Consider the following 21,390-nt stretch of genomic DNA (forward strand, 5'->3'; position numbering starts at 1 on the left):
TCCGTCCTGCTTTGTCTTACCGGGTACATGTCTGGCGATAGCCACGGGAATCATTGCTGCTTCCGAACCCGGCCAGCGATACGGTCAAACCGAAATCCGTGGTCGGGCGCAAGCTCGTGGTCGAGGTGAAGCGGCGAGAAACGGAGAGGCCCACGGTCATGCATTCGTTACGATACTCCAGCCCAAGCCCGGCGCGTGCCGCGCGTTCAGAGGTGAAATCATAACGCCAGTCGGCCTCTCCCGTCCAGTTGCGTCGGAATCGATAGCTTGTGTTGAATTCCCATTCCGAACTGTTCACCGGGCGGCTTTCCGCCGGATTGGCGCGCAGCCAGACATAGCTGGAAGAGAGTTCGAGCATCTCGGTGTTCCAGCCGACCTGCAGCTCGTTGCGCTCGAACCGAAGCTCGTCATCGAACAGCGCCCGGTTGGTCAGCCGCAGGTTGCGCGCCGTCGTCAGGTTGGCCGTGGCGAGCCAGTCGGAATTCACGCCGTTCAGGCCAGAGCCGCTGGAAAAGCTGTTGTTGTTTTCGGCGCGCAGGATGCGCCCCGCGCCCAGGCTGAGCGACCAGCCCCCGGGATCGAACCTTGTCCAGCCGATGCCGATATTCGCCCGCAGCCCCTGTTCATAGGCGTCCGAGCCGGGATAGCGGTTGAGGGAAAACAGGTTCCCTTCGTCGAACTCCGTACTCAGGCTGTCCTCGTTGGGGATGTCGCTGCTGTCGTCGCGGCTCCAGACCAGCTGCGCCGCGGGCTCCAGCACGTGCACCGCGCCGCTGGCGCCGTGCTTGACCAGCGGCCAGCGCAGCGCGGCGGCGGTGAAAGGCGCGGCGCGGAAGATCGGGTCGGGGCGGGTGCTGTCATCCTCGATCGCGTAGTAATCCAGCACCAGCGCGGTCTTGGCTTCCAGCAACAGCCCGCTGGCCCCGCGCCAGTCCCGTTTCCAGCTGACCGCGCCGGAGGCACGGGCGACGTCGCGCCCGGCGATGTCGCTGCCCGACCGGCGGTTGTAGCCGAAAACCTCCAGCTCTGTCTCGGCGATGCCGCCCAGCGTGGCGGGGGAAAAGCGATGCTGCCAGGTGGCACCGGCCAGGGTGCTGGGCAGGGTGGCATTGTTTTCAGAGGCGCGCAGCGAATGAACATAGGTCAGCTCGGCCCGGATGAACTCGTCGCGCCGGGTCCGCGAGATGGTGATCGGGCTGATCAGACGGTCGGTTTCCGAAATCCCGTAGTCCAGCAGATAGGCCCTGTCGGACACCGTCTTGATCTCGAAGCTCAGGGTGAAATCGCGGGGCAGGTCAAAGCGCCCGTCGGCGAACAGGTAGCGCCGGGTGTCATCGGGCAGCAGATCGTCGCGCGACAGCGCGCCGTTCAGCTCGATCTCGCCGTTGCGGAACGCCTGCCGGTAGCGCAGTTCGAGCGTCCGGGTGCGGTTGGTCGAGAAATACGGGGTGATGGTCACGTCGGCATGCCTGCCGAGGGTCACGAAATAGGGCAGCTTCAGCCCGGTGCCCAGGCCGTTCGTCGCCCGGATCGAGGGCACCAGAAACCCGTTCGAGCGTTCCAGCGTCGGGTCGGGCATGCGCAGGCGCGGCAGATAGAAGATGGGCAGGCCGACAAGCTCCAGCCGCGCGTGATCGAAGTAGAGTTGCTGCTTTTCCTCGTCGTGGATCACCCGTCGCGCCCTGATCTGCCACAGCGGCACCGGGTTGGAGGCACAAACGGTGCAGGAGGAGGCGACGGTCTTGTCCAGCACGGAATAACGCCCCCCCACACGGCGGATCTCGGCGGCGGCGAGTTGCAGCTGCTGATCCAGAACGAGGCGCGCCGATGTCAGCAACCCTTCGGACAGATCGCCGGCCAGCGTGGCCTGATCGGCCTGCAGGATGCGCCCGTCAAGCGTGGTCACCGTCATCGGCCCGTCGATCGTCAGCCGGTCGGTGTCGGCATCATAGATGATGCGCGAGGCCTTCAGGCGGTAGGTTTCATAGAGCACCTCGACATGGCCTTCGGCCACAAGGCGGCTGTTGCCGTCCACCGATACGTTGTCGGCGACAAGCGTCGCGGGGGCGGCCCGCGCGGCCGGGGACAGCAGCAGGAAAAGCAACAATGTCATCGCCAGATGCCGCAGCATCAGCCATCCTCCAGATGCAGCAGCAGGCCGAGCGACAGCAGGATGCCCACCACGGGCGGGCTCCATGCGGCCAGTTCGGCCGGGATCTGGCCGTTTTCCCCCAGCACCTGCGCGAAATTGCGCAGGAAATAGAGCCCAAGCCCCAGCCCCAGCGCCAGCATGACCATCACCCCGGTCCGGCCCAGGCGGGTGTGGCGCATGGTGAAGCCGGCCGCGATCATCACCATCGCGACATAGACCAGCGGCAGGGCAAGCTCCATCTGGAACCAGACACGGTGGTTGCGGGCCGAAAACCCGGCCCGTTCGAGGCTGTCGATGAAGGCCGGAAGCTCCCAGATCGGAATCGCCGAAGGGGTGCCGAAACTGTTGCGGATCCGCTCCGGCGTCAGGTCGGAGGGCAGGCTCAGCAGCGCGTGCCGGGTGGCGTCGCGTTCGGGGTTGGCGTCCGGATCTGACAGCGCCCAGCGTTTCGCGTTGGTCAGCGTCCAGGCGCCCCTTGTCAGCTCGGCCATCTCCGCCTCGATGCGGAAGGCGGGGCCGCTTTGCGGGCCGAGGGCAAGGAAGGTCACGTCATGCAGCACGGTGCCGTCCAGATTGGCGCGCGCCGCGCGAATGACCATCTGTCCCTCTTCGTCGCCCTGGCGCAGCCACAGCCCTTCGCGGCTGATCGACAGAACGCTTTCGGTGCCGCGCTTGTAGCGGCTCGAGAGGGTTTCATAGTGCTTCGACGTGGCCGCGACCAGCGGGTTGAGCACGGTGATCGTCAGCACGCCGGCGCCGGCGGCGGCCAGCACCGGCGCGAACAGGCTGCGCAGCGCCGAGCGCCCCATCGCCCGCGTCACCACCAGCTCCGACGTGCGCGCCAGCCCCAGAAACAGCATCAGCGTGGCCATCAGCACCGTCAGCGGCAGCATGCCGTACATGTTGGACGGCGCGTTCAGCGCCGCCAGCCCCAGCGCCTGCGGAAAGGTGATCGCGCCGATGTCGAAGCGGCGGATCTGATCGACCAGATCCAGCAACAGCAGGATCGTCAGGAACACCGCGAAGACCGCGATCAGCGTGGTGATGAACTTGCGCGCGAAATAGAAATGCAGAATCATGCGGCGGCCCCCCGGCGGCGCGGCCCTTTGAACAGCCGGGGCCGCTGGCTCGCCCAGAGCAGACCGATGGCCACCAGCGTTCCGGCGACGGGCGCAAGATAAACCATCGGCCACATCCCGGGGCCGCGCCGCGCCAGATCGGCCATCGCGTTATCCATGAGCTGCAGCCCGATCAACAGGGTGACGGCCAGCAGGATCTGCCGCCACACGCCGAACCGGCTGAACCCGCCCAGCAACAGCGCGCCCAGCCCGATCAGCGCGCCGGCAACGGAAAGGAAGGGCTGCGCGATCCTCGCATGCGCCTCGTAAAGGAACACGGTTCGGGTTTCGCCGGTTTCGGCCAGCAGAGCGGGCGTGGCGCGCAGCAGTTCCGGCGTCGAAAGCTCTTCGACCCGGCGGTGGCGCGGACCCGCCGACAGGATCAGCCCGGCCACGTCATAGACCGTGTTGCGGAACCGGGTGATCGAAAGCCGCTGGGTATCCAGTGTCAGGGTCTGTGCCATCCCGTCGAACATCACCAGCTTGGGCCCCCCGGCATCGGGCACCACCAGCGCGCGCTTGGCGGTATAGGTCACGCGGTGCGACGGGCTGCGCGCGTCGGACAGGAAAATGTCGTTCAGCGCGCCCTGGGGGGTGATTTCGCGGATATAGAAGGTGATGCCGGCGGCGGGGTGCAGAAACCGGCCCTCGGTCAGCAGGCGGGCGGTGATGTCGCCGCTGATATCGGCCTGCCGCTGGGCCAGCTGGGTGCGGCTTGCCGGCACCAGGAAATGGTTGAGCCCGGTCACCAGCAGCGTCACCATCAGCCCGAAGACCAGAACCGGCCTTGCCAGGCGGAAGGCCGAAAACCCCATCGCCTGCACCACCACCAGCTCGCTTTCCGCGGTCAGCCGGTTGATGACGAAGACGGTGGCGGCAAAGCCCGACACCGGCAGCACCAGCCGGATCACGTTGGGCAGGGCCAGCGCGGTGAACTCCAGAAACACCATGGCCGACTGGCCACCGCCGACAAGCTGATCGAACAGGATCACGGCCCGGTTCAGCCAGTAGACGGAAATCAGCACCAGCGAGAAAAACCCGAACAGGACCGTCAGCCGTGACAGCAGATATCGGTCGAATGTCGGCACGAACTCTCCTTGGGAGCAGGTTGATCGGCGGCGACCCTAGACCATAAGCCGGGCGTGGAAAACTGGTATCTGGTCAAGCCGGCGGGCAAGGTCTAGGTAGGATTGATAACCCTGAGGAGACCTGCCAATGACGACGCCGCCGGAAATCAGCTTTTGCGAGACCGATCTCGATGCGATCGGAAATGCCACCGGCCGGGTTGCCGTGTTCATCGGCGCCGAAGGCAAGATGGATCCGTCGGGCCGCCGGGTGAATCGGCTGACACGCGGGGCGCTGGCCCGGTTCGTGCAAAGCGAAAGGTTCACCAAGCTGAAACCGGGCGAGGCGAAGGCGCTGGCCTTTCCGGCGGGGATGGCGGCGGAGGCTGTGGATGTCGTCCGGCTTGACCGCCGCCCGACAGTGGAAGAGGCACGCAAGGCCGGCGCGGCGCTGGCCAAGCTGCAGAACGGCGCGGAAAGCCTGATCCTTGCGGGCAGCAATCCGCGTGCCGCCGAGATTTCGCTGGGGTTCGCGCTGCGGGCCTATACGTTCGACGCGCACAAGACGGGCGAAAAGACGCCGGCGGGCAAGGCCCGCATCATGGTCGGCAAGCCCGAGGCCGTGGCCACGGCCGCCGCGCCAATGGCAGCGGTGGCCGAGGGCGTGTTCTTTACCCGCGATCTGATCAACGAGCCGTCCAACGTGCTGACGACCGACGATTTCGCCGCCCGTCTGGCCGCCATGCAGGAACTTGGGCTGGAGGTCGAGATCCTTGAGGAAAGCGATCTGGAAAAGCTCGGGATGCGGCTGCTGCTGTCGGTCGGCAACGGCTCTGTCAGCCCGTCGAAGGTGGTTGTGATGCACTGGAACGGCGGCAAGCCGGGCGAGGCGCCGCTGGCACTGGTCGGCAAGGGCGTGGTGTTCGACACCGGCGGGATCTCGCTCAAACCGGCGGCCGGCATGGAAGACATGACCATGGACATGGGCGGCGCCGGCGTGGTTTCGGGCGTGATGCGCACGCTGGCCCTGCGCAAGGCGAAGGCCAATGTCGTGGGGCTGGTCGGGCTGGTCGAGAACATGCCCTCGGGCGAGGCGACGCGCCCCGGCGATGTGGTGAAATCCATGAAGGGCGACACCGTCGAGATCATTAACACCGATGCCGAGGGGCGGTTGGTGCTGGCCGATGTGCTGTGGTACGCGCAGGACCGTTTCAAGCCCAGTGCGATGATCAACCTGGCCACGCTGACCGGGGCGATCGTGATCGGGTTGGGGCATGAAATGGCCGGGGTGTTTTCGAACAACGATGTGTTCAGCACCGATTTTCTGGACGCCGCCGCGCAGGAGGGCGAAGGCGCCTGGAGGATGCCGCTGGCGCCGGCCTATGACAAGCTGCTGGAAAGCCGGGTGGCGGACATGAAGAATGTCGGCGGGCGCCCGGCGGGATCAATCACCGCGGCGCAGTTTCTGCAGCGGTTCGTCAAGGAAGACTGCCCCTGGATTCACCTGGATATCGCCGGGGTGGCAAGCGTGAAATCCGACACCACGCTGGCGCCCAAGGGGGCGACCGGCTGGGGCGTGATGGCGCTTGACCGGCTGGTGCGCGACAAGTTCGAGAGCTGATGGGAAGCGTTCTGTTCTACCACCTCACGCGGCACCCGCTGGAGGTGACGCTGCCGATGCTGCTGGAGAAATCCCGCGCGGCGGGCTGGCGGGTGGTGGTGCGGGGCAGAACCGAGCAGCAGCTGCGTTGGCTGGACGACAAGCTGTGGCTGGGCCCCGAAGACGGGTTCCTTCCGCATGGGCTGGCCGGGTCGGGGTTTGATGCCGATCAGCCGGTTCTGCTGACCACGGGCATGGCGGCACCGAATGGCGCGGCCTGCCTGATGGCGGTGGACGGGGCCGAGGTGGACGCGGAAGAGGCCGGCCGGATGGCGCGGGTCTGTATCCTGTTCGATGGCAATGACGAGGCCGCGCTCAACCGGGCGCGGGGCCAGTGGAAGGCTCTGACCGGGGCAGGGGTCGCGGCGCAGTACTGGTCGGAGGAAAGCGGGCGCTGGCAGAAGAAGGCCGAAACAGGCGACTGAAAAATCTTCACGAAGATTTTTGGGGTCAAAAATTTTTCGTGAAAAATTTTCCTATCGCGTCAGCACCAGCAGGTCGCGCGTGATCTCCATCTTTTCGAAGCGCTGAAGATAGCTCATCCCCAGAAGCGACATGTCCATCTCGCCGCTGTTCACCCAGGCGCGAACATTCCTGTCTTCCAGCGGTCCGAGCTGAACCTCGTTCAGCCGCACCGGCGCGGTCTGCACCACGCCGTTGGCGGTACGTGCCTCGCTGCTGAAGGCCAGCCCGGTCGGGTCGATGCCCACGCGGCGCGCGTCTTCGGGGGTCAGTACCACCTGGCTGGCGCCGGTATCCACCACGAATTGCAACGGCGTGCCGTTGACAGTAACGGTCAGGTAGAAATGCCCGTCGGGCGCGCGCGGCACCTCGATCCTGCCCTGTTCGGAAAAGACCGACTGGCGCGGCATGACCGTCGTGCGGATGTCCGACCACAGGCCGACCGCCGCGATCACGCCGACAAAGATCAGCCCCCAGACGGCGGCCTGTTGCGCCATCGCGCCCAGGCGCCGACGGTTCTGTATCACGAAGAACCCGCCCACGGCCGCGGTCAGAAGCAGCAGATATGCAAGTCGTCCGAACTCTGCGCCGGCCATGTGTCACCCCCTGTGGCTGTCTGGCTGAATCTAGGGATCCGCGTCGGAATTGGGAGGGGTCAAAGCGGCGCAAGCGGCAGATTTGTCAGCCCGTCGATCACGAATTGCACCGAAAGCGCGGCCAGAAGCATGCCCAGCAGGCGGGTGATGACATTCGTGCCGGTCTTGCCCAGGGCGCGTTCCAGAAGGCCGGCGGACAGGAACATGACCAGCACCAACCCCATCACGACCGCCATCACCAGATGGATCAGAACCAGCGCGGCCGGGTCTCCGCGCACCTGACCGGCCAGCAGGATCATGGTGGCCATCGCGCCGGGCCCCGCGATCAGTGGTGTGGCAAGCGGAAACACCGATGGGTCGGGGCGGTGATCGTCGGCCTGATCCTCTCGCCGCCTGGTGCGGCGTTCGAACAGCATGTCGAGTGCGGTCAGAAACAGCAGGATACCGCCGGCGATGCGGAAGGCGGGCATCGATATGCCGACGAACCCCAGCACCGCTTCGCCCAGCAGGCCGAACAGGGTCAGCAGACCCATGGCGACCGCCGCGGCGCGCAGTCCGATGGCGCGGCGTTCAGGGGGGGTCATGCCTTGGGTGATCGCGACGAACAGCGGCGCCAGCCCGATCGGATCGATGATCACGAACAGGGTGACAAAGGCGCTGATGTAAAACGTGAGGTCCATGCCTCAGCTCTCTGATTTTTCAAGCTTTTCGATGGCAGAGAGCCACAGGCTCTCGGCCCGGTCCAGCCCGTCCATCACCTCGGCGTATTTCTTTTGCCAGACCTGCGCCTCATCAACCCTCTCGGGCTCATACATGGAGGGGTCGGCCAGCTTCTTGGCCAGCTTGTCGCGCATCTGGTTCAGCTTCTCCACCCGCGCCTCGCATTTGCGGACCTCGCCGCGCAGGGCCTGCAGCGCCTCGCGCGAGGGGCGCCTGGGCTTTTCGGCCGCCGCGGCCGGTTTGGCGGGTTTGTCCGGCTTGTCCGAGGTCAGCAAGAGCTTGCGATAGGCCTCCAGATCTTCGGCATAGGCGGTGACCTGACCGTCCTTCACCAGCCACAGCCGGTCGGCCACCATGCTCAGCAAATGCATGTCATGCGACACCAGGATCACCGCGCCGGTATAGGCGGTCAGCGCCTCGACCAGCGCCTCGCGGCTTTCGATGTCGAGGTGGTTGGTGGGTTCGTCGAGGATCAGCAGATGCGGTGCGTCCAGCGTGGCCAGCAGCAGCGACAGCCGCGCCTTCTGCCCGCCCGAAAGCCGGCCGACGGCGGTTTCCGCCTGATCGGGGCCCAGCCCGAACCCGGCCAGCCGCGCGCGAAGCTTCGACTGCATCTCGCCCGGGCGTTCGCGCTGAAGATGCTGCAGCGGGGTTTCGTCGATATGCAGCTCGTCCACCTGATGCTGCGCGAAATAGCCGATGCGCAGCTTGTTCGACGTCGCCATCTGCCCCGCCATCGGCGCCAGCCGGCCCGAAAGCATCTTGGACAGGGTGGATTTGCCCTGGCCGTTCTGCCCCAGCAGCGCGATCCGGTCATCCTGATCGATCCGCAGGTTCAGGTTGCGCAGCACCACGGTGTCACCATAGCCGACCGACACGTTTTCGGTGGCGATGATCGGCGGCGAAAGCTCTTCGGGATCGGGAAAGCTGAAAACGGTGCGCGCCGCATCCTCGGGGGCGGTGATCGGCTGCATCTTTTCCAGCATCTTCACCCGGCTTTGCGCCTGCTTGGCCTTCGAGGCCTTGGCCTTGAACCGGTCCACGAAGCTTTGCAGATGGGCGCGGCGCAGATCCTGCTTCTTTGCCTGCGCGGCCTGCACGGCGCGCTGTTCGGCCCGTTGCCGGGCGAACTGATCATAGGGGCCCTGATAGAAGGTCAGTTTCCTGTTCTCGAGATGCAGGATGGCCCCGACGGCGCGGTTCAGCAGCCCCCGGTCGTGGCTGATGATCAGCACCGTATGCGGATAGCGCGACAGGTAGTTTTCCAGCCACAGCGCGCCTTCGAGATCCAGATAGTTGGTCGGCTCGTCCAGCAACAGCAGATCGGGCGCGGCGAACAGCACCGCCGCCAGCGCCACGCGCATCCGCCAGCCGCCCGAGAAGGCCGAGCAGGGCATCTTCTGCTTTTCGGAGTCGAACCCCAGACCACGCAGGATAGAGGCCGCGCGCCCTTCGGCCGACCATGCGTCGATATCGGCCAGCCGGGTCTGCACCTCGGCGATGCGGGACGGGTCGGTCGCGGTTTCCGCCTCGGCCAGCAGCGCGGCGCGTTCGGTATCGGCGGCCAGCACGGTGTCGATCAGCGACACGTCCGAGGAGGGCACCTCCTGCGCGACGCCGCCGATGCGGGCGCGGCTGGGCAGCGAGATGTCGCCGCCTTCCAGCGCGAGCTCGCCCTTGATCAGGCGAAACAGCGTGGTCTTGCCCGCCCCGTTGCGGCCGATCAGGCCGACCTTGTGGCCATCGGGGATGACGGCAGAGGCGCCCTCGAACAAGGGGCGGCCTTCGACGGAATATGAGATGTCATTGATACGCAGCATGGGCGCGGTGTGCCGCATGGCGCGCAGCCCGTCAATCGCCGCTTTTCAACTGGCCACGCCCATGCTAGCAGGGCGGCGAAATTCGACGCCCCCGCGGGCAGCAGACAAAGAGAGAGCGACATGGCCATTCAACGCACCTTCAGCATCATCAAGCCCGACGCGACCCGCCGCAACCTGACCGGCGCGATCAACGCCAAGCTGGAGGCCGCCGGCCTGCGCATCATCGCGCAAAAGCGGATCCACCTGACCGAAGCCCAGGCCGGTGTCTTCTATGAGGTGCACAAGGAGCGCCCGTTCTATGGCGAGCTGTGCGAGTTCATGGCGTCCGAGCCGATCGTCGTTCAGGTGCTGGAAGGCGAAGACGCCATCGCCAAGAACCGCGAAGTGATGGGCGCGACCAACCCCGCCGATGCCGCCGACGGCACGATCCGCAAGGAATTCGCCCTGTCGATCGGCGAGAACTCGGTTCACGGCTCTGACGGCGAAGACACGGCCGCGGTCGAGATCGCGTATTTCTTCTCGGGCCTCGAACTGGTCGGCTGAACGCCGGGCCCGTTCACGCCCGCCTGATTTGGCCGTCCCGTATCGGGGCGGCCTTTTTCATGGCGTCAGATACTGGCCCAGTCGGTGATCTTGTAGCGCTTGTCGTTTGGCTTCTGCTTCGAGGCCGGAGCCTCGGTCTTGGCATCGCCCTTGTCTTTCTTGGGCGTCTCTTCCTTGGGCTTCGAAAACACGTAGGACGTCATCGGACGGATCCTTTTACTAGCAACTTTACAGCTGCCTGATTGCCTCTAATTGGGGTCGGCACCTCGTTCGTCGGGTGCCGTATCCACGATCGCGCCACGCAAATATGGCGAAAACGTGGCATTTCCCTATCACAGATGGGGCGCGCACACGGTCTGGCAGGTAATGTCACGTATTCGTCGCATATTGTTGTTGAACTGTTACACGATTCCATTATTCACGAATTATGGAATTGAATGACGCCTCTCTGATTCTCACCACGCTCGGCCATCCCGGGCGGCTGTCGGTGTTTCGCCTGCTGGCGCGCCGGGCGCCCGAAGGTGTGCGCCCGTCGGAGATGGCCGGGGCGCTGGGGCTCAAGCCCAACACGCTGTCGGTTTATCTCGGCACGCTGGAGCGGGCGGGGCTGGTGACGTCTCAGCGGCGGGGCAAATCGGTTTACTACAACGTTCACCTGTCTCGCATGGGCGGGCTGGTGGATTTCCTGGTGGCGGATTGCTGTCGCGGCCGCCCCGACCTTTGCGCGCCAAGAACGGCGGCAACATTGCACGGAGAGTCTTTTATGGAAGACAAGACTTACAACGTTCTGTTCATCTGCACCGGAAATTCCGCCCGTTCGATCTTTGCCGAAGCGCTGCTGACAAGCGAGGGCGGGGGCAAGTTCAATGCCTACTCCGCCGGAACCAAACCCTATTCCGCGCTGAACCCCTTTGCGGTGGAACTGCTGCGGCGCAATGGCCATGACGTGACGGGCCTGCGGGCCAAGAATGTCGACGAGTTTCAGCGCGACGGCGCGCCGGTGATGGATTTCGTCTTCACCGTCTGCGATTCCGCCGCGAACGAGGAATGCCCGCCCTGGCCGGGCCAGCCGATCACCGCCCATTGGGGCCTGCCCGACCCGGTGAAGGTCGAGGGAACGGAGGCCGAGAAATCGCTGGCCTTCGCAACGACTTATGCGCAGATGCTGCACCGGATACAGGCCTTTGTCGCGCTGTCCTTCGCCCAGCTTGACCGTCTGTCGCTGCAGGCGCGTCTGGATGATATCGGTCGCATGGATGACGCAGAACACGCGTAAACAGGCGCGGAAGAACATCAAAAACAAGAAAGAGGACCGAGATGGTAAATGTGGCGATCAACGGCATGGGGCGTATGGGCAAACTGGTGCTGCGCGCCTTTTTCGATCAGGGGCTGCCGGGCAACATCGTGCTGCTGAACGATCTGGCGGGCGCGCCCGAGCAGCACGCGCTGCTGATGGAGTTCGATACCGTCCATGGCCGCTGGCCCGCCGATATTTCCCATGACGACGACAGCCTGACGATCAACGGTACCCGCATGCGGATGACCCGCGAAAAACGGATCGAGGATCTGCCGCTGGCGGAACTGGGCGTCGATATCGTGGTCGATTGCACCGGCGTGTTCAAGACCGCCGAAAAGGTCGCGCCCTATTACGCGGCGGGGGTGAAGAAGGTCATCGTGTCGGCCCCGGTCAAGGACGGTGGCGCGCTGAACCTCGTCTACGGCGTGAACAGTGATCTCTATGATCCTGACAAACATGATCTTGTCACCGCGGCCTCCTGCACCACCAACTGCCTGGCCCCGGTGGTGAAGGTGATCCACGAGGAACTGGGGATCGAACACGGGTCGATCACCACGATCCACGACGTGACCAATACCCAGACCATCGTCGACCGCCCGGCAAAGGACATGCGCCGCGCCCGTTCGGCACTGAATTCGCTGATCCCCACCAGCACCGGTTCGGCCACCGCGATCACGCTGATCTATCCCGAACTGGCCGGGCGGCTGAACGGCCACGCCGTGCGCGTACCTTTGCTGAACGCCTCGCTCACCGATTGCGTGTTCGAGGTAAAGCGCGCGACCAGCGCCGAAGAGGTCAACGCGCTGTTCAAACGCTATGCCGAGGGGCCGCTGAAGGGGATTCTGGGTTATGAGGAACGGCCGCTTGTATCCTGCGACTATCTGAACGATCCGCGCTCGTCGATCGTCGATGCGATGTCGACCATGGTGATCAACGGCACCCAGGTGAAGATATACGCCTGGTACGACAATGAATGGGGCTATTGCTGCCGTCTGGCCGACGTGACCCGCATGATCGCGGAGCGGATGTGATGCAGCTGGCGGCGAAGAAACCCGACGGGATGGCCGCCTATATGGCCGTCACGGCGGCCTACTGGGCCTTCATGCTGTCCGACGGCGCGCTGCGGATGCTGGTGCTGCTGCATTTCCATACGCTGGGGTTCTCGCCGATCCAGCTTGCCTACCTGTTCCTGCTGTATGAATTCATGGGCATGGTCACCAACCTGTCGGCGGGATGGATCGCAGCCCGCTTCGGCCTGACCTCGACGCTCTATGCCGGGCTGGCGCTGCAGATCGTGGCGCTGGTGGCGCTGGCGCAGCTCGATCCGGGCTGGGCGGTGGCCACATCGGTGATCTTCGTGATGGCGGTGCAGGGGCTGTCCGGTGTGGCCAAGGATCTGGCCAAGATGAGCTCCAAATCGGCGGTAAAGGTCCTGGCGCCCGAAGGCGACGGGGCGCTGTTCCGCTGGGTGGCGGTGCTGACCGGATCGAAGAACGCCGTCAAGGGGCTGGGCTTTCTGCTGGGCGCGGCACTGCTGGGGCTGCTGGGCTTCACTGCATCGGTCTACGCGATGGCGGGCGTGCTGGCGGTGATCCTGCTGGCGGTGGCGCTGTTCATGCCGTCGGGCCTGCCGCGCGGCAAGAAAGGCGCGAAATTCCGCGAGGTATTCTCGAAAGATCCCAACATCAACCGGCTGTCGGCGGCGCGCATGTTCCTGTTCGGCGCGCGTGACGTGTGGTTCGTGGTCGGTATCCCGATCTATTTCTATTCGGTGCTGTCGGACGGCTCCGAGGCCGGCAACCGCGCGGCCTTCTTTCAGATCGGCACGTTCATGGCGCTGTGGATCATCGGCTATGGCGCGGTGCAGGCCTGGGCGCCGAAGCTGCTGGGCGCCAGGGACAAACCGCTGGGGGCGATCACGCGGCTGGCAACGCTGTGGGTCAGCGCGCTGACGCTGATCCCCTTCGCGCTGGCCGGGGCGGCGCTGCTTGCCGGCGGGCCGCAGGGCTGGCTGACGGCGACACTGGTGGCGGGGCTGTTGCTCTTCGGCTTCGTCTTCGCGGTCAATTCCTCGGTCCATTCCTATCTGATCCTGGCTTTCACGCAGGCAGAGCGGGTGACGATGGACGTGGGATTCTACTACATGTCCAACGCCGCCGGGCGGCTTCTGGGCACGCTGCTGTCAGGGCTCAGCTACCAGATGGGCGGGTTGCCGCTGTGCCTGGCCACTGCCGGGGTGATGGCAGGGTTCAGCTTTCTGATCATCCGGCGGCTCAGACCATAGCCTGCCCCTTTCTTCTCGGCGCAAATACTCCCGCCGGAGGCACGGAAAAATCTTCCCGAAGATTTTTCACCCGAAGAAAATTCGGGAATGTTCTTCCGCCCGGTTCAGCCCCAGGTCCAGAGCGCGGGCACGAAGCGATAGGCATCGCCCATCCGCATCACGTGACCCACGCCGGGGAAGGGGAAGTGATAGCCCAGTACCGCGATCCCGTCGGTCGCGGCCATGTCCAGCAGCCGCAGTCGCGTGGCCGAGGCCATCGGCCCGTCCTGATCGAACCCGGCGAACCAGTCGGGACGCTCCATGCTGATATAGGCATGGGTCATCGCATCCCCCAGCGCCAGCAACTGCTTGCCGTCGCTTTCGACCATGACGCTCATGTGATTGAGCGTATGACCGGGGGTAGAGATCAGCCGCACGCCCGGCACCACTTCGTGCCCGTCCTGCGCCATGGTCCAGTCGAGCCCGTCGGCGGTCAGCGAATTCACCGCACCGACCACGAACTGCTGCATTTCCGCCGGCACGCTGCCGGCCAGCCCATCCTGCATCCACCAGTCATACTCCCCCGCGCCGATGACATATTCGGCGTCCGGCAAGATCGGCTCGTCGAAATCGTCGCGGATGCCCCATATGTGATCGGGATGGGCGTGGGTGATGACCACATGGGTGATCGCGCCATGATCGATCCCGGCTTCGGTCAGATTGTCCAGAAGACGCCCGGCGGTGGGCAGAAACCGGTCACCCGAACCGACATCGACAAGAACGGTGGCATCGCCGGTTTCGATCACCACGTGGTTGGTGTGCGAATAGTGCCCGGTGGTCGAAAGCCTGTGCGCCTCGAGAAAGGCCAGCACCTCGGCGGGGTCGGCGTTCACGCCCAGCCCGTCGATCGTCAGGCCCAGATGGCCGTCGGACACGACCGTGATCCGGGCCGCGCCCAGATCGAACCGGAAATGCGCCGGATTTCCGCGCCCGGCCGGGCCGGAGATCTGCGCCATCAGCGGCGCGGGCAGGGCAAGGGCGGGGGCGGCCGCGGCGGCTTTCAGCAACCCGCGGCGGGTGGTGGTCAGGCGTGTCATGTCATCCTCCCGAGATATTCAATGAATTGTATCTGAACCGGGGCAAACTTCAATCGCCTCGGCGCAGGTGACGTGCCCGGGTCCCGCTCCACGCCTGTCTCGAAGTTTCAGTATTCGGAAAGCTGAAGCTTGCGCATCTCATCCATCTCGGGCGTTTCGGTCCCGACGAGGCTTTCGGTCAACGTGTGAATCTTCGTTACGAGCGCCACCATTTGTGCTATTTCTTCCTGAGAGAAGGCCGGCCCGGAACGGGTAAGCCCCGCGATCGTGCGCGACGTCGCTGGGCCGATCCCAAGCGCGATGCCGTTGTGCAGGCCATGCTTGGCGGATTCCCCCAGCACATCTCTCGGGTCGTCCCCCTCAAGCTCGGACCACGCAACCATTCCGGTATTGAGAAGGCCCCATTTCACGACAGGGTCGTAGAGCATGAGCCCATTTTCGCTGTAGTAATCGATCCACTCTTGTGCATAGGTCTGAAAGAAGAGCGATGGTCTTGTGTAACGAATATGGATTGCGAGTGCGAAGCCAGTGTCGCAGAATTCTGCCAGCTTCTTCAGAAGCCCGGCCATTTCGTCGATCCGTTCCATCCTTGGTCTTACCTTCCTTCCCGCAATGGCTTGGGCAAGCGCTGTCACGCGTCTTGCGATCACAGTGTTCCCGGCCGTTTGAATATTAGAATGAACACAGCCATATTATCGAGTCCATGAGTTTATTGACGGATACAGCGGCCCGGATCTCCGCACTTGCGCCTGCGGGGTTCTATATCGGCCTGCGGGTGGGGTTTTCCTTTCCGGCCGAAGAGCTTAACCGCCTTCCCTCCGCCTGGGTGGATTACTATACGGCGAACGGTCTGGTGGTGCATGATCCGGTGATGAAATGGGTCTACATGAATCAGGGCGTCGCGCGCTGGAGCGATATCGGCGAGGATGATCCGATGGGCGTGCTGGAAAGCGCGGCCGGCCTGGGGCTGCATTTCGGGGCCGTGGCAAGTGCGGTATCGCCGGAGGGGCATGGCAAGCGGAGCTACGGCAATTTCCTGCGCGCCGACCGTGAATTCACCGATGACGAGCTGGCCCAACTGGCGGATATCGTCGTCGAGCTGCATCAGGACGGCGACCAGAAACTGGCCCTGACCGCGGCCGAGATCGAGGCGCTGCGCTTTCAGGCGCAGGGGCTGCGGCTCAAGCAGATCGCGGCCGAACTGAACATCTCGATGAGCGCGGTGAAGGCGCGTCTGGCCAATGCCAAACGCAAGCTGGGTGCGCGCACCCCGTCACAGGCGGCGTCGATTGCGCAGACACGTGGCCTGCTTTAGCGGCTCTTTGAGGAAAATGAAGCCTTTAGGGGTATTTCAAAACCGGTTTCTACAACTTTAAGATTAGATAATCACGACGTGGTGAAGCAAATTACTCCCGCAGAAAGGAGACTCACCATGCACAATATCACTTTTGATTTTTCGAACCTCCACAGCCACGGGGCCGCGTTTTACGACTATCTCGCGCTTCGCAAAAAGGTCTTTGTCGACGAGTTGAAATGGGACATTCCCCATAACGACTCGGTCGAGATGGATCAGTATGACACGCCGATCGCGCAGTATTCGCTTGTCATGTATCAGGGCAAGGTCGTCGGCGGGGCGCGGGCGATGGCAACCTCGTCAACCTGGGGGGATCATACCTATATGCTGCGCGATGCGCAGTCCGGCAAGCTGCCGAAGATCCCGGCCGAACTCATGACCGAGGATATCGCCAGCCCGGCGGTGTGGGAATGTACCAGGCTGGTGATTTCGAACGATCTGACCACCCAAAAGGAGCGTTCGGAATGCCTGTCGCTGATCGTTGACGGGTTGGTGGATCTGGCGGTGGAGAATGGTGCCTCGCGGCTGATTTGCCTGTCGTCGCTGGCCCTGATGCGGGCGTTGCGCCAGATCGGCTATGATGTGACCCGGCTTGGCAAGACCTATCGCAATGCTGATGACGGGCGCACCTATGCGGTGCTCGGCATGCCGGCCACCCATTCCTATCACCACCTGCACGCGATGCAGCAGGCTGTTCCGTTCCAGCTCAGCGCCTGATCGCGGACACCAAGCAGAGGGGGCCGGCCGATGCGCACTGTACCTTTGGGGGGCCGGCTCCCACTTCAATCATTCACAGAAGTTGCGGGCCGCCGCCATGCGGCGTCTCCCGTCAGCGCGGCGGCGCAGCCGGTCAGCGCGGCAGTGTCATCGTTGATCAGCGAGACCGCGAAATCGCCGATCTCGCCGGGGATCCGGCCTCTGGCGCGGAAGGTCTCGGCAAAGCCCAGATCGTTCAGATGCGGCGCCATGGCCCGTGCCACGCTGCCGCACAGAAAAATGCCGCCGGTGGGCAGCAGGGTGACGGCGAGATTGCGTGCGGCAACGCCAAGCAGCCGGGCGAAGATCTCGCCGGTGGCGCGGGCGGCCGGGTTTTCGCCCCGTGCCAGCAGCGCGGTGATCGCCTCGGGCGCGGCCTGTTGCGGCGGGCCTGCGTGCCGGCTGACCCAGCCGTAAAGGCGCGCAAGGCCACGGCCGGACAGCACATCCTCGACCTCGGCCAGCCGGGTGCCGCCGGTCACGAACCGGGCCAGCGCCAGGTCTTCTTGGGTTGCGAGGGGCAGGGCCGCGTGGCCCGCCTCGGCCGCCGTGACCCGGCAACCGGGCCCGTGGCCATGAACGGTGGCGATGTTGAACCCGGTGCCGATACCGATGACGAGCCGGGGGCCGCCGGGCTCGGCCCGGGCTTCGGAGATGCCGGTCAGGGCGGGTTCGGCCAAGTGATCCAGCGCATGCCCCTGCGCCTGCAGGTCATTGAGCAGGGCAACGGGGCCCGCCGGCCCGGCGACGGCGCGCAGCGCGGCAAGGTCAAGCGCCCAGTCCCGGTTGGTCAGCCGCGCCGCGCCGTTGCGCACCGGGCCCGCCACCGCGGCGCAGGCCCCTGACAGCGGCGGATGGCCGGCGGCACTCAGATAAGCGTGAAGCACGGCCTGCGGATCGGGGAAGTCATCGTTGCGGAACCGGCGCAGGCTGTCGGCCAGAACAGTGCCGCCCCGGGCCAGCGCGATGCGGGTGTTGGTGCCGCCGATATCGGCGACCAGCGCCGGGGCGCCGGATACGCGCCCGGCCGGCCCCGGCCGCGGCATCAGATCGAAAAGCTCGTTCCGCAGCCGCAGGCGCTGGTGGCGTTGGGGTTTTCGATCACGAAACGCGCGCCGATCAGCTCTTCGGAAAAGTCGATGGTCGCGTTGGTCAGGAACGGCAACGAGACCGTATCCACCACCACCTTCTGCCCGGCGCCTTCCAGCACCAGATCGTCGGCCGCGACGTCGTCCAGCTTTATCTCATACTGAAACCCCGAGCAGCCGCCGCCTTCGACGGCCACGCGCAGGGCCTTGCCCTGATCGCCCGCGCCGATCTCGGCCAGCCGGGCGAAGGCGCGCTCGGTCACCTTTGGGGGGAGGGTCAGTTCCATCGTGAATATCCCGTATCAAAACCGTGACATGTGCAATATATGAACGCGGAAGAGACGCGACAAGCAAAGGCTGAAAAATGCTGGCACGATATGCCTGCAGACCGGAAGAGACGCGCGGGCGGCTTTTCCGTGAAGAGGAAAGCACGTTCCGGTCCTGTTTTCAACGGGACCGCGACAGGATCATTCATTCGTCGGCCTTTCGGCGGCTCAAGCACAAGACGCAGGTGTTCATCGAGCATGAGGGCGATTACTTCCGCACGCGCCTGACCCATTCGATCGAGGTGGGGCAGGTGGCGCGCACGATCGCGGGGGTGCTGGGGCTGAACCTGGAGCTGACAGAGGCGGTGGCGCTGGCGCATGATCTGGGCCACACCCCGTTCGGGCATACCGGCGAGGATGCGCTGTCGGAGATGATGGCGCCTTATGGCGGGTTCGATCACAACGCGCAGGCGATCCGCATCGTCACGCGGCTGGAGCGGCACTATGCCGATTTCGACGGGCTGAACCTGACCTGGGAAACGCTGGAAGGCATCGCCAAGCACAACGGCCCCGTCACCGGCGAAGTGCCCTATGCGCTGGCCGAATACAACGCCCGCCACGATCTGGAGCTGCACACCCATGCCAGCGCCGAGGCGCAGGTCGCCGCGCTGGCCGATGATGTGGCCTATAACAACCACGATCTGCATGACGGGCTGCGGGCCGAGCTGTTTTCGACCGACGAGCTGGCCGAACTGCCGTTGCTGGATGGCTGTTTCGCCGAGGTGGACCGGACCTATCCCGGCCTGAACTACTATCGCCGCCGGCATGAGGCGCTGCGCCGGTTCTTCGGGATTCTGGTCGCCGATGTGATCGACGTGGCGCGGGCGCGGATCGCGGCGCTGGATCCGGCGACCGCGCAGGACATCCGCCTCGCCGGGCATTCGGTGGTGCAGTTTTCGCCCGATATCTGGGAACAGCTCAAGGTGATCCGCGAATTCCTGTTTCACCGCATGTACCGCGCGCCGTCGGTGTTGAAGATGCGCGCGAAGGTGACGGCGATGGTCAATGATCTGTTCCCGCTGTTTCTGACCAACCCCGAGCTGCTGCCCAAACAGTGGCGCAAGGATGTGGAGGCGGTGCGGAACGAGACGGAACTGGCCCGGATCGTGGCCGATTACATCGCCGGGATGACAGACCGGTTCGCGATGCAGGAACATGCCCGGCTGCTGGGCGATTAGGTGGCGGGGCTTGCCCCCGCTGCGTGCCTGACCCAAGCTGTCAGGGCAATGTAAGGAGAGAACGTCATGTCAGTGGCCGCAGAGGGTGCCATGGCGCCGGTTATGGCATTCGCGCTTGTGGGCGCGCTCGGGGTCGGGTCGCAATGGCTGGCGTGGCGGCTGCGGATGCCGGCGATCGTGCTGATGCTGGCGGCGGGGCTGATCGTCGGGCCGGTTCTGGGCCTGTTCGACCCGGCGCGCGATATCGGGCCGCTGATGGGGCCCATGATCTCCATCGCGGTGGCGATCATCCTGTTCGAGGGCGGGCTGACGCTGAACCTGCATTCGCTGCGCGACGCGGCCGAAGGGGTGCGGCGGCTGGTTGTCATCGGCGCGCCGCTGGGCTGGCTTCTGTCGGCGCTGGCGCTGCATTACGTGGCCGGGTTGGGCTGGGCGGCGGCGGCGGTGTTCGGCGGCATCATGATCGTCACCGGGCCCACGGTGATCGCGCCCCTGCTGCGGCAGGCCCGGCTGAAACGCCGCCCCGCGCAACTGCTGCAGTGGGAGGCGATCGTCAACGATCCGGTCGGCGCGCTGGCCGCGGTGCTGGCCTATGAGGTGGTGCTGGTGCTGCAGACCGCCACCACGGCCGGCCATGCGGTGCTGGAGCTTGTGGTCGGCATCGCCGTCGCCCTGGTGCTCGGGGCGCTTGGCGGCTGGGGCCTGTCATCGGCCTTTCGCCGGGCCTGGGTGCCGGAATACATGAAGGTGCCGGTGCTGTTCGCGCTGCTGCTCTGCGTCTTTGCCCTGTCCGACACGGTGCTGCATGAAAGCGGGCTGCTGGCGGTGACCATCATGGGGCTGTACATCGCCAACGCCGATCTGCCCAGCTATACCGAGCTGCGCCGGTTCAAGGAACATGCCACCGTTCTGCTGGTATCGGGCGTATTCATCCTGCTGGCCGCGTCGATGAATTTCGAAACCCTCTCGACGCTCGACTGGCGCGCGGGCGTGTTCGTGGTGGCGGTGATCCTCGCGGTGCGGCCGGCCACGGTGCTGGTGTCGCTGGCCGCCACCAAGGTGCCCTGGCGCGAGCGTCTGCTGGTCGCTTTCACCGGGCCGCGCGGTGTGGTGCTGGTGGCGGTGGCGGGGCTGTTCGGCGAACGGCTGGCCGCGCTGGGGCTGGAGGATGGCGCGCGGATCGGCCCGCTGGCCTTCGCGCTGGTGGTGGCCACGGTGGTGCTGCACGGGTTCACCCTGACCCCGATCGCGCGGGCGCTGGGCCTGGCGGGGGGCGAGGTGCCGGGCGTGCTGCTGGTGGGCGGGTCGAGCTGGGCCACCGGATTTGCCGGGGCGCTGAAAAAGGCCGAGGTGCCGGTGTTGATCGTCGATGCCAACCGCGCGCGCCTGCGCAGCGCGCGTGATGCCGGCCTGCCCACGTTTTTCGGCGACATCCTGTCGGAGGCCGCCGAGCGCGGGCTGGAGATCATGAGTTTCGGCAAGATCGTCGCCGCCACCGACAACGATGCCTATAACACGCTGGTCGCCACCGATCTCGCGCCGGAATTCGGGCGGGAACACGTGCATCAGCTCAAATCCGCCAAGCAGGAGAGCACGCGCCATGCGCTGCCCGCCACGCTGGGCGGGCAGCCGATCGGCGGCGGGCACAGCTATCTAGAGGTGAACAGCCTGATGGCGCAGGGGTGGGAGTTTCGGGTGACCCGCCTGACCGAGGAATTCACCCTGGAGCATTGGCGCGAAAAGAACCCCGAGGCGGTGCTTCTGGCGCGGCTGACCCCGGCGCGCGACCTCAGGCTGCTGGCCGAAGGGGCCGAGTTTCGGGCGCCGCCCGAAACCAAGCTCATCGCCATGGTGCCGCCCGCACGCGACGAGGCGGCCACGCCCGACCATTGACGC

21 protein-coding genes are annotated in these 21,390 nt (G+C 65.1%); 10 read left to right on the forward strand and 11 right to left on the reverse strand.

Annotated features, from left to right (window positions below):
• Nucleotides 1-16 precede the first annotated feature (16 nt).
• Genes TQ29_RS07525 through lptF form a run of 3 tightly spaced genes read right to left on the reverse strand, consistent with a single transcriptional unit; the run spans nt 17 to nt 4,358 of the window.
• A complete protein-coding gene (locus TQ29_RS07525; protein ID WP_054538660.1) occupies nt 17-2,131 on the reverse strand; it encodes an LPS-assembly protein LptD in 2,115 nt (704 codons plus the stop codon).
• Nucleotides 2,131-3,231 (reverse strand): LPS export ABC transporter permease LptG, encoded by a 1,101-nt coding sequence (gene lptG, locus TQ29_RS07530; protein WP_054538661.1) that lies wholly within the window; start codon nt 3,229-3,231, stop codon nt 2,131-2,133. The genes TQ29_RS07525 and lptG overlap by 1 nt, the downstream gene beginning before the upstream one ends.
• Nucleotides 3,228-4,358, reverse strand: coding sequence for an LPS export ABC transporter permease LptF (lptF, locus tag TQ29_RS07535; protein WP_054538662.1), 1,131 nt, complete (start codon nt 4,356-4,358; stop codon nt 3,228-3,230). Before lptF ends, lptG begins: the two co-directional genes overlap by 4 nt.
• A 127-nt stretch (nt 4,359-4,485) precedes the next feature.
• Between lptF and TQ29_RS07540 the strand changes: the two genes are divergently transcribed.
• Nucleotides 4,486-5,955 (forward strand): leucyl aminopeptidase, encoded by a 1,470-nt coding sequence (locus TQ29_RS07540; RefSeq protein ID WP_054538663.1) that lies wholly within the window; start codon nt 4,486-4,488, stop codon nt 5,953-5,955.
• Entirely contained in the window at nt 5,955-6,419 is a 465-nt protein-coding gene (locus tag TQ29_RS07545; protein WP_054538664.1) for a DNA polymerase III subunit chi, read from the forward strand. The genes TQ29_RS07540 and TQ29_RS07545 overlap by 1 nt, the downstream gene beginning before the upstream one ends.
• Nucleotides 6,420-6,470: 51 nt before the next feature.
• Here the strand turns inward: TQ29_RS07545 and TQ29_RS07550 are convergent, their stop codons facing one another.
• Genes TQ29_RS07550 through TQ29_RS07560 form a run of 3 tightly spaced genes read right to left on the reverse strand, consistent with a single transcriptional unit; the run spans nt 6,471 to nt 9,592 of the window.
• The gene (locus TQ29_RS07550) at nt 6,471-7,052 is read right to left on the reverse strand and encodes a TIGR02281 family clan AA aspartic protease (protein WP_054538665.1); all 582 of its coding nucleotides are present in this window, start codon (nt 7,050-7,052) and stop codon (nt 6,471-6,473) included.
• Nucleotides 7,053-7,111: 59 nt separating this feature from the next.
• Nucleotides 7,112-7,732, reverse strand: a complete 621-nt coding sequence (locus tag TQ29_RS07555; RefSeq protein WP_054538666.1) for a MarC family protein — start codon at nt 7,730-7,732, stop codon at nt 7,112-7,114.
• A 3-nt stretch (nt 7,733-7,735) separates the two neighbouring features.
• Nucleotides 7,736-9,592 carry an ABC-F family ATP-binding cassette domain-containing protein gene (locus TQ29_RS07560; protein WP_054540365.1) on the reverse strand — a complete coding sequence of 619 codons (1,857 nt, stop codon included), beginning with the start codon at nt 9,590-9,592 and terminating at the stop codon, nt 7,736-7,738.
• 120 nt (nt 9,593-9,712) lie between these two features.
• On the opposite strand from TQ29_RS07560, the gene ndk reads away from it, so the two are divergent.
• Nucleotides 9,713-10,135, forward strand: coding sequence for a nucleoside-diphosphate kinase (gene ndk, locus TQ29_RS07565; protein WP_054538667.1), 423 nt, complete (start codon nt 9,713-9,715; stop codon nt 10,133-10,135).
• 65 nt (nt 10,136-10,200) lie between these two features.
• Here the strand turns inward: ndk and TQ29_RS20640 are convergent, their stop codons facing one another.
• Nucleotides 10,201-10,338 (reverse strand): hypothetical protein, encoded by a 138-nt coding sequence (locus TQ29_RS20640; RefSeq protein WP_157445546.1) that lies wholly within the window; start codon nt 10,336-10,338, stop codon nt 10,201-10,203.
• A gap of 224 nt (nt 10,339-10,562) precedes the next feature.
• Here TQ29_RS20640 and TQ29_RS07570 point away from each other — a divergent pair, with 224 nt between their 5' ends.
• The 3 genes from TQ29_RS07570 to arsJ are packed head-to-tail and all read left to right on the forward strand — an operon-like array spanning nt 10,563 to nt 13,716.
• A complete protein-coding gene (locus tag TQ29_RS07570; protein WP_054538668.1) occupies nt 10,563-11,411 on the forward strand; it encodes a helix-turn-helix domain-containing protein in 849 nt (282 codons plus the stop codon).
• 41 nt (nt 11,412-11,452) lie between these two features.
• Entirely contained in the window at nt 11,453-12,463 is a 1,011-nt protein-coding gene (locus TQ29_RS07575) for an ArsJ-associated glyceraldehyde-3-phosphate dehydrogenase (RefSeq protein ID WP_054538669.1), read from the forward strand.
• Nucleotides 12,463-13,716 (forward strand): organoarsenical effux MFS transporter ArsJ, encoded by a 1,254-nt coding sequence (gene arsJ, locus TQ29_RS07580; protein WP_054538670.1) that lies wholly within the window; start codon nt 12,463-12,465, stop codon nt 13,714-13,716. The genes TQ29_RS07575 and arsJ overlap by 1 nt, the downstream gene beginning before the upstream one ends.
• A 104-nt stretch (nt 13,717-13,820) precedes the next feature.
• Here arsJ and TQ29_RS07585 read toward each other — a convergent pair whose 3' ends face one another.
• Together TQ29_RS07585 and TQ29_RS07590 are read right to left on the reverse strand one after the other, a co-directional pair.
• Nucleotides 13,821-14,792 (reverse strand): MBL fold metallo-hydrolase, encoded by a 972-nt coding sequence (locus TQ29_RS07585; RefSeq protein ID WP_037205579.1) that lies wholly within the window; start codon nt 14,790-14,792, stop codon nt 13,821-13,823.
• Between the two features lie 107 nt (nt 14,793-14,899).
• Entirely contained in the window at nt 14,900-15,379 is a 480-nt protein-coding gene (locus TQ29_RS07590; protein ID WP_052071265.1) for an autoinducer binding domain-containing protein, read from the reverse strand.
• Between the two features lie 116 nt (nt 15,380-15,495).
• On the opposite strand from TQ29_RS07590, the gene TQ29_RS07595 reads away from it, so the two are divergent.
• On the forward strand, nt 15,496-16,107 hold the full coding sequence (locus TQ29_RS07595; protein WP_052071266.1) for a LuxR family transcriptional regulator: 612 nt from the start codon (nt 15,496-15,498) through the stop codon (nt 16,105-16,107).
• A gap of 117 nt (nt 16,108-16,224) precedes the next feature.
• On the forward strand, nt 16,225-16,863 hold the full coding sequence (locus TQ29_RS07600; protein WP_054538671.1) for an acyl-homoserine-lactone synthase: 639 nt from the start codon (nt 16,225-16,227) through the stop codon (nt 16,861-16,863).
• A 65-nt stretch (nt 16,864-16,928) separates the two neighbouring features.
• On the opposite strand, the gene TQ29_RS07605 is transcribed toward TQ29_RS07600, so the two are convergent.
• Both TQ29_RS07605 and TQ29_RS07610 read right to left on the reverse strand, forming a co-directional pair.
• Complete coding sequence (locus tag TQ29_RS07605; protein ID WP_054538672.1) at nt 16,929-17,948, reverse strand: glucokinase; 1,020 nt, start codon at nt 17,946-17,948, stop codon at nt 16,929-16,931.
• The gene (locus TQ29_RS07610) at nt 17,948-18,271 is read right to left on the reverse strand and encodes an iron-sulfur cluster assembly accessory protein (RefSeq protein WP_037205731.1); all 324 of its coding nucleotides are present in this window, start codon (nt 18,269-18,271) and stop codon (nt 17,948-17,950) included. The genes TQ29_RS07605 and TQ29_RS07610 overlap by 1 nt, the downstream gene beginning before the upstream one ends.
• 83 nt (nt 18,272-18,354) lie before the next feature.
• On the opposite strand from TQ29_RS07610, the gene TQ29_RS07615 reads away from it, so the two are divergent.
• Both TQ29_RS07615 and TQ29_RS07620 read left to right on the forward strand, forming a co-directional pair.
• Complete coding sequence (locus tag TQ29_RS07615; RefSeq protein ID WP_054538673.1) at nt 18,355-19,494, forward strand: deoxyguanosinetriphosphate triphosphohydrolase; 1,140 nt, start codon at nt 18,355-18,357, stop codon at nt 19,492-19,494.
• A 66-nt stretch (nt 19,495-19,560) separates the two neighbouring features.
• Nucleotides 19,561-21,387 carry a sodium:proton antiporter gene (locus TQ29_RS07620; protein WP_054538674.1) on the forward strand — a complete coding sequence of 609 codons (1,827 nt, stop codon included), beginning with the start codon at nt 19,561-19,563 and terminating at the stop codon, nt 21,385-21,387.
• Nucleotides 21,388-21,390 lie beyond the last annotated feature (3 nt).

This window comes from Actibacterium sp. EMB200-NS6 (assembly GCF_001305615.1).
Taxonomy (GTDB): Bacteria; Pseudomonadota; Alphaproteobacteria; order Rhodobacterales; family Rhodobacteraceae; genus Actibacterium_A; species Actibacterium_A naphthalenivorans.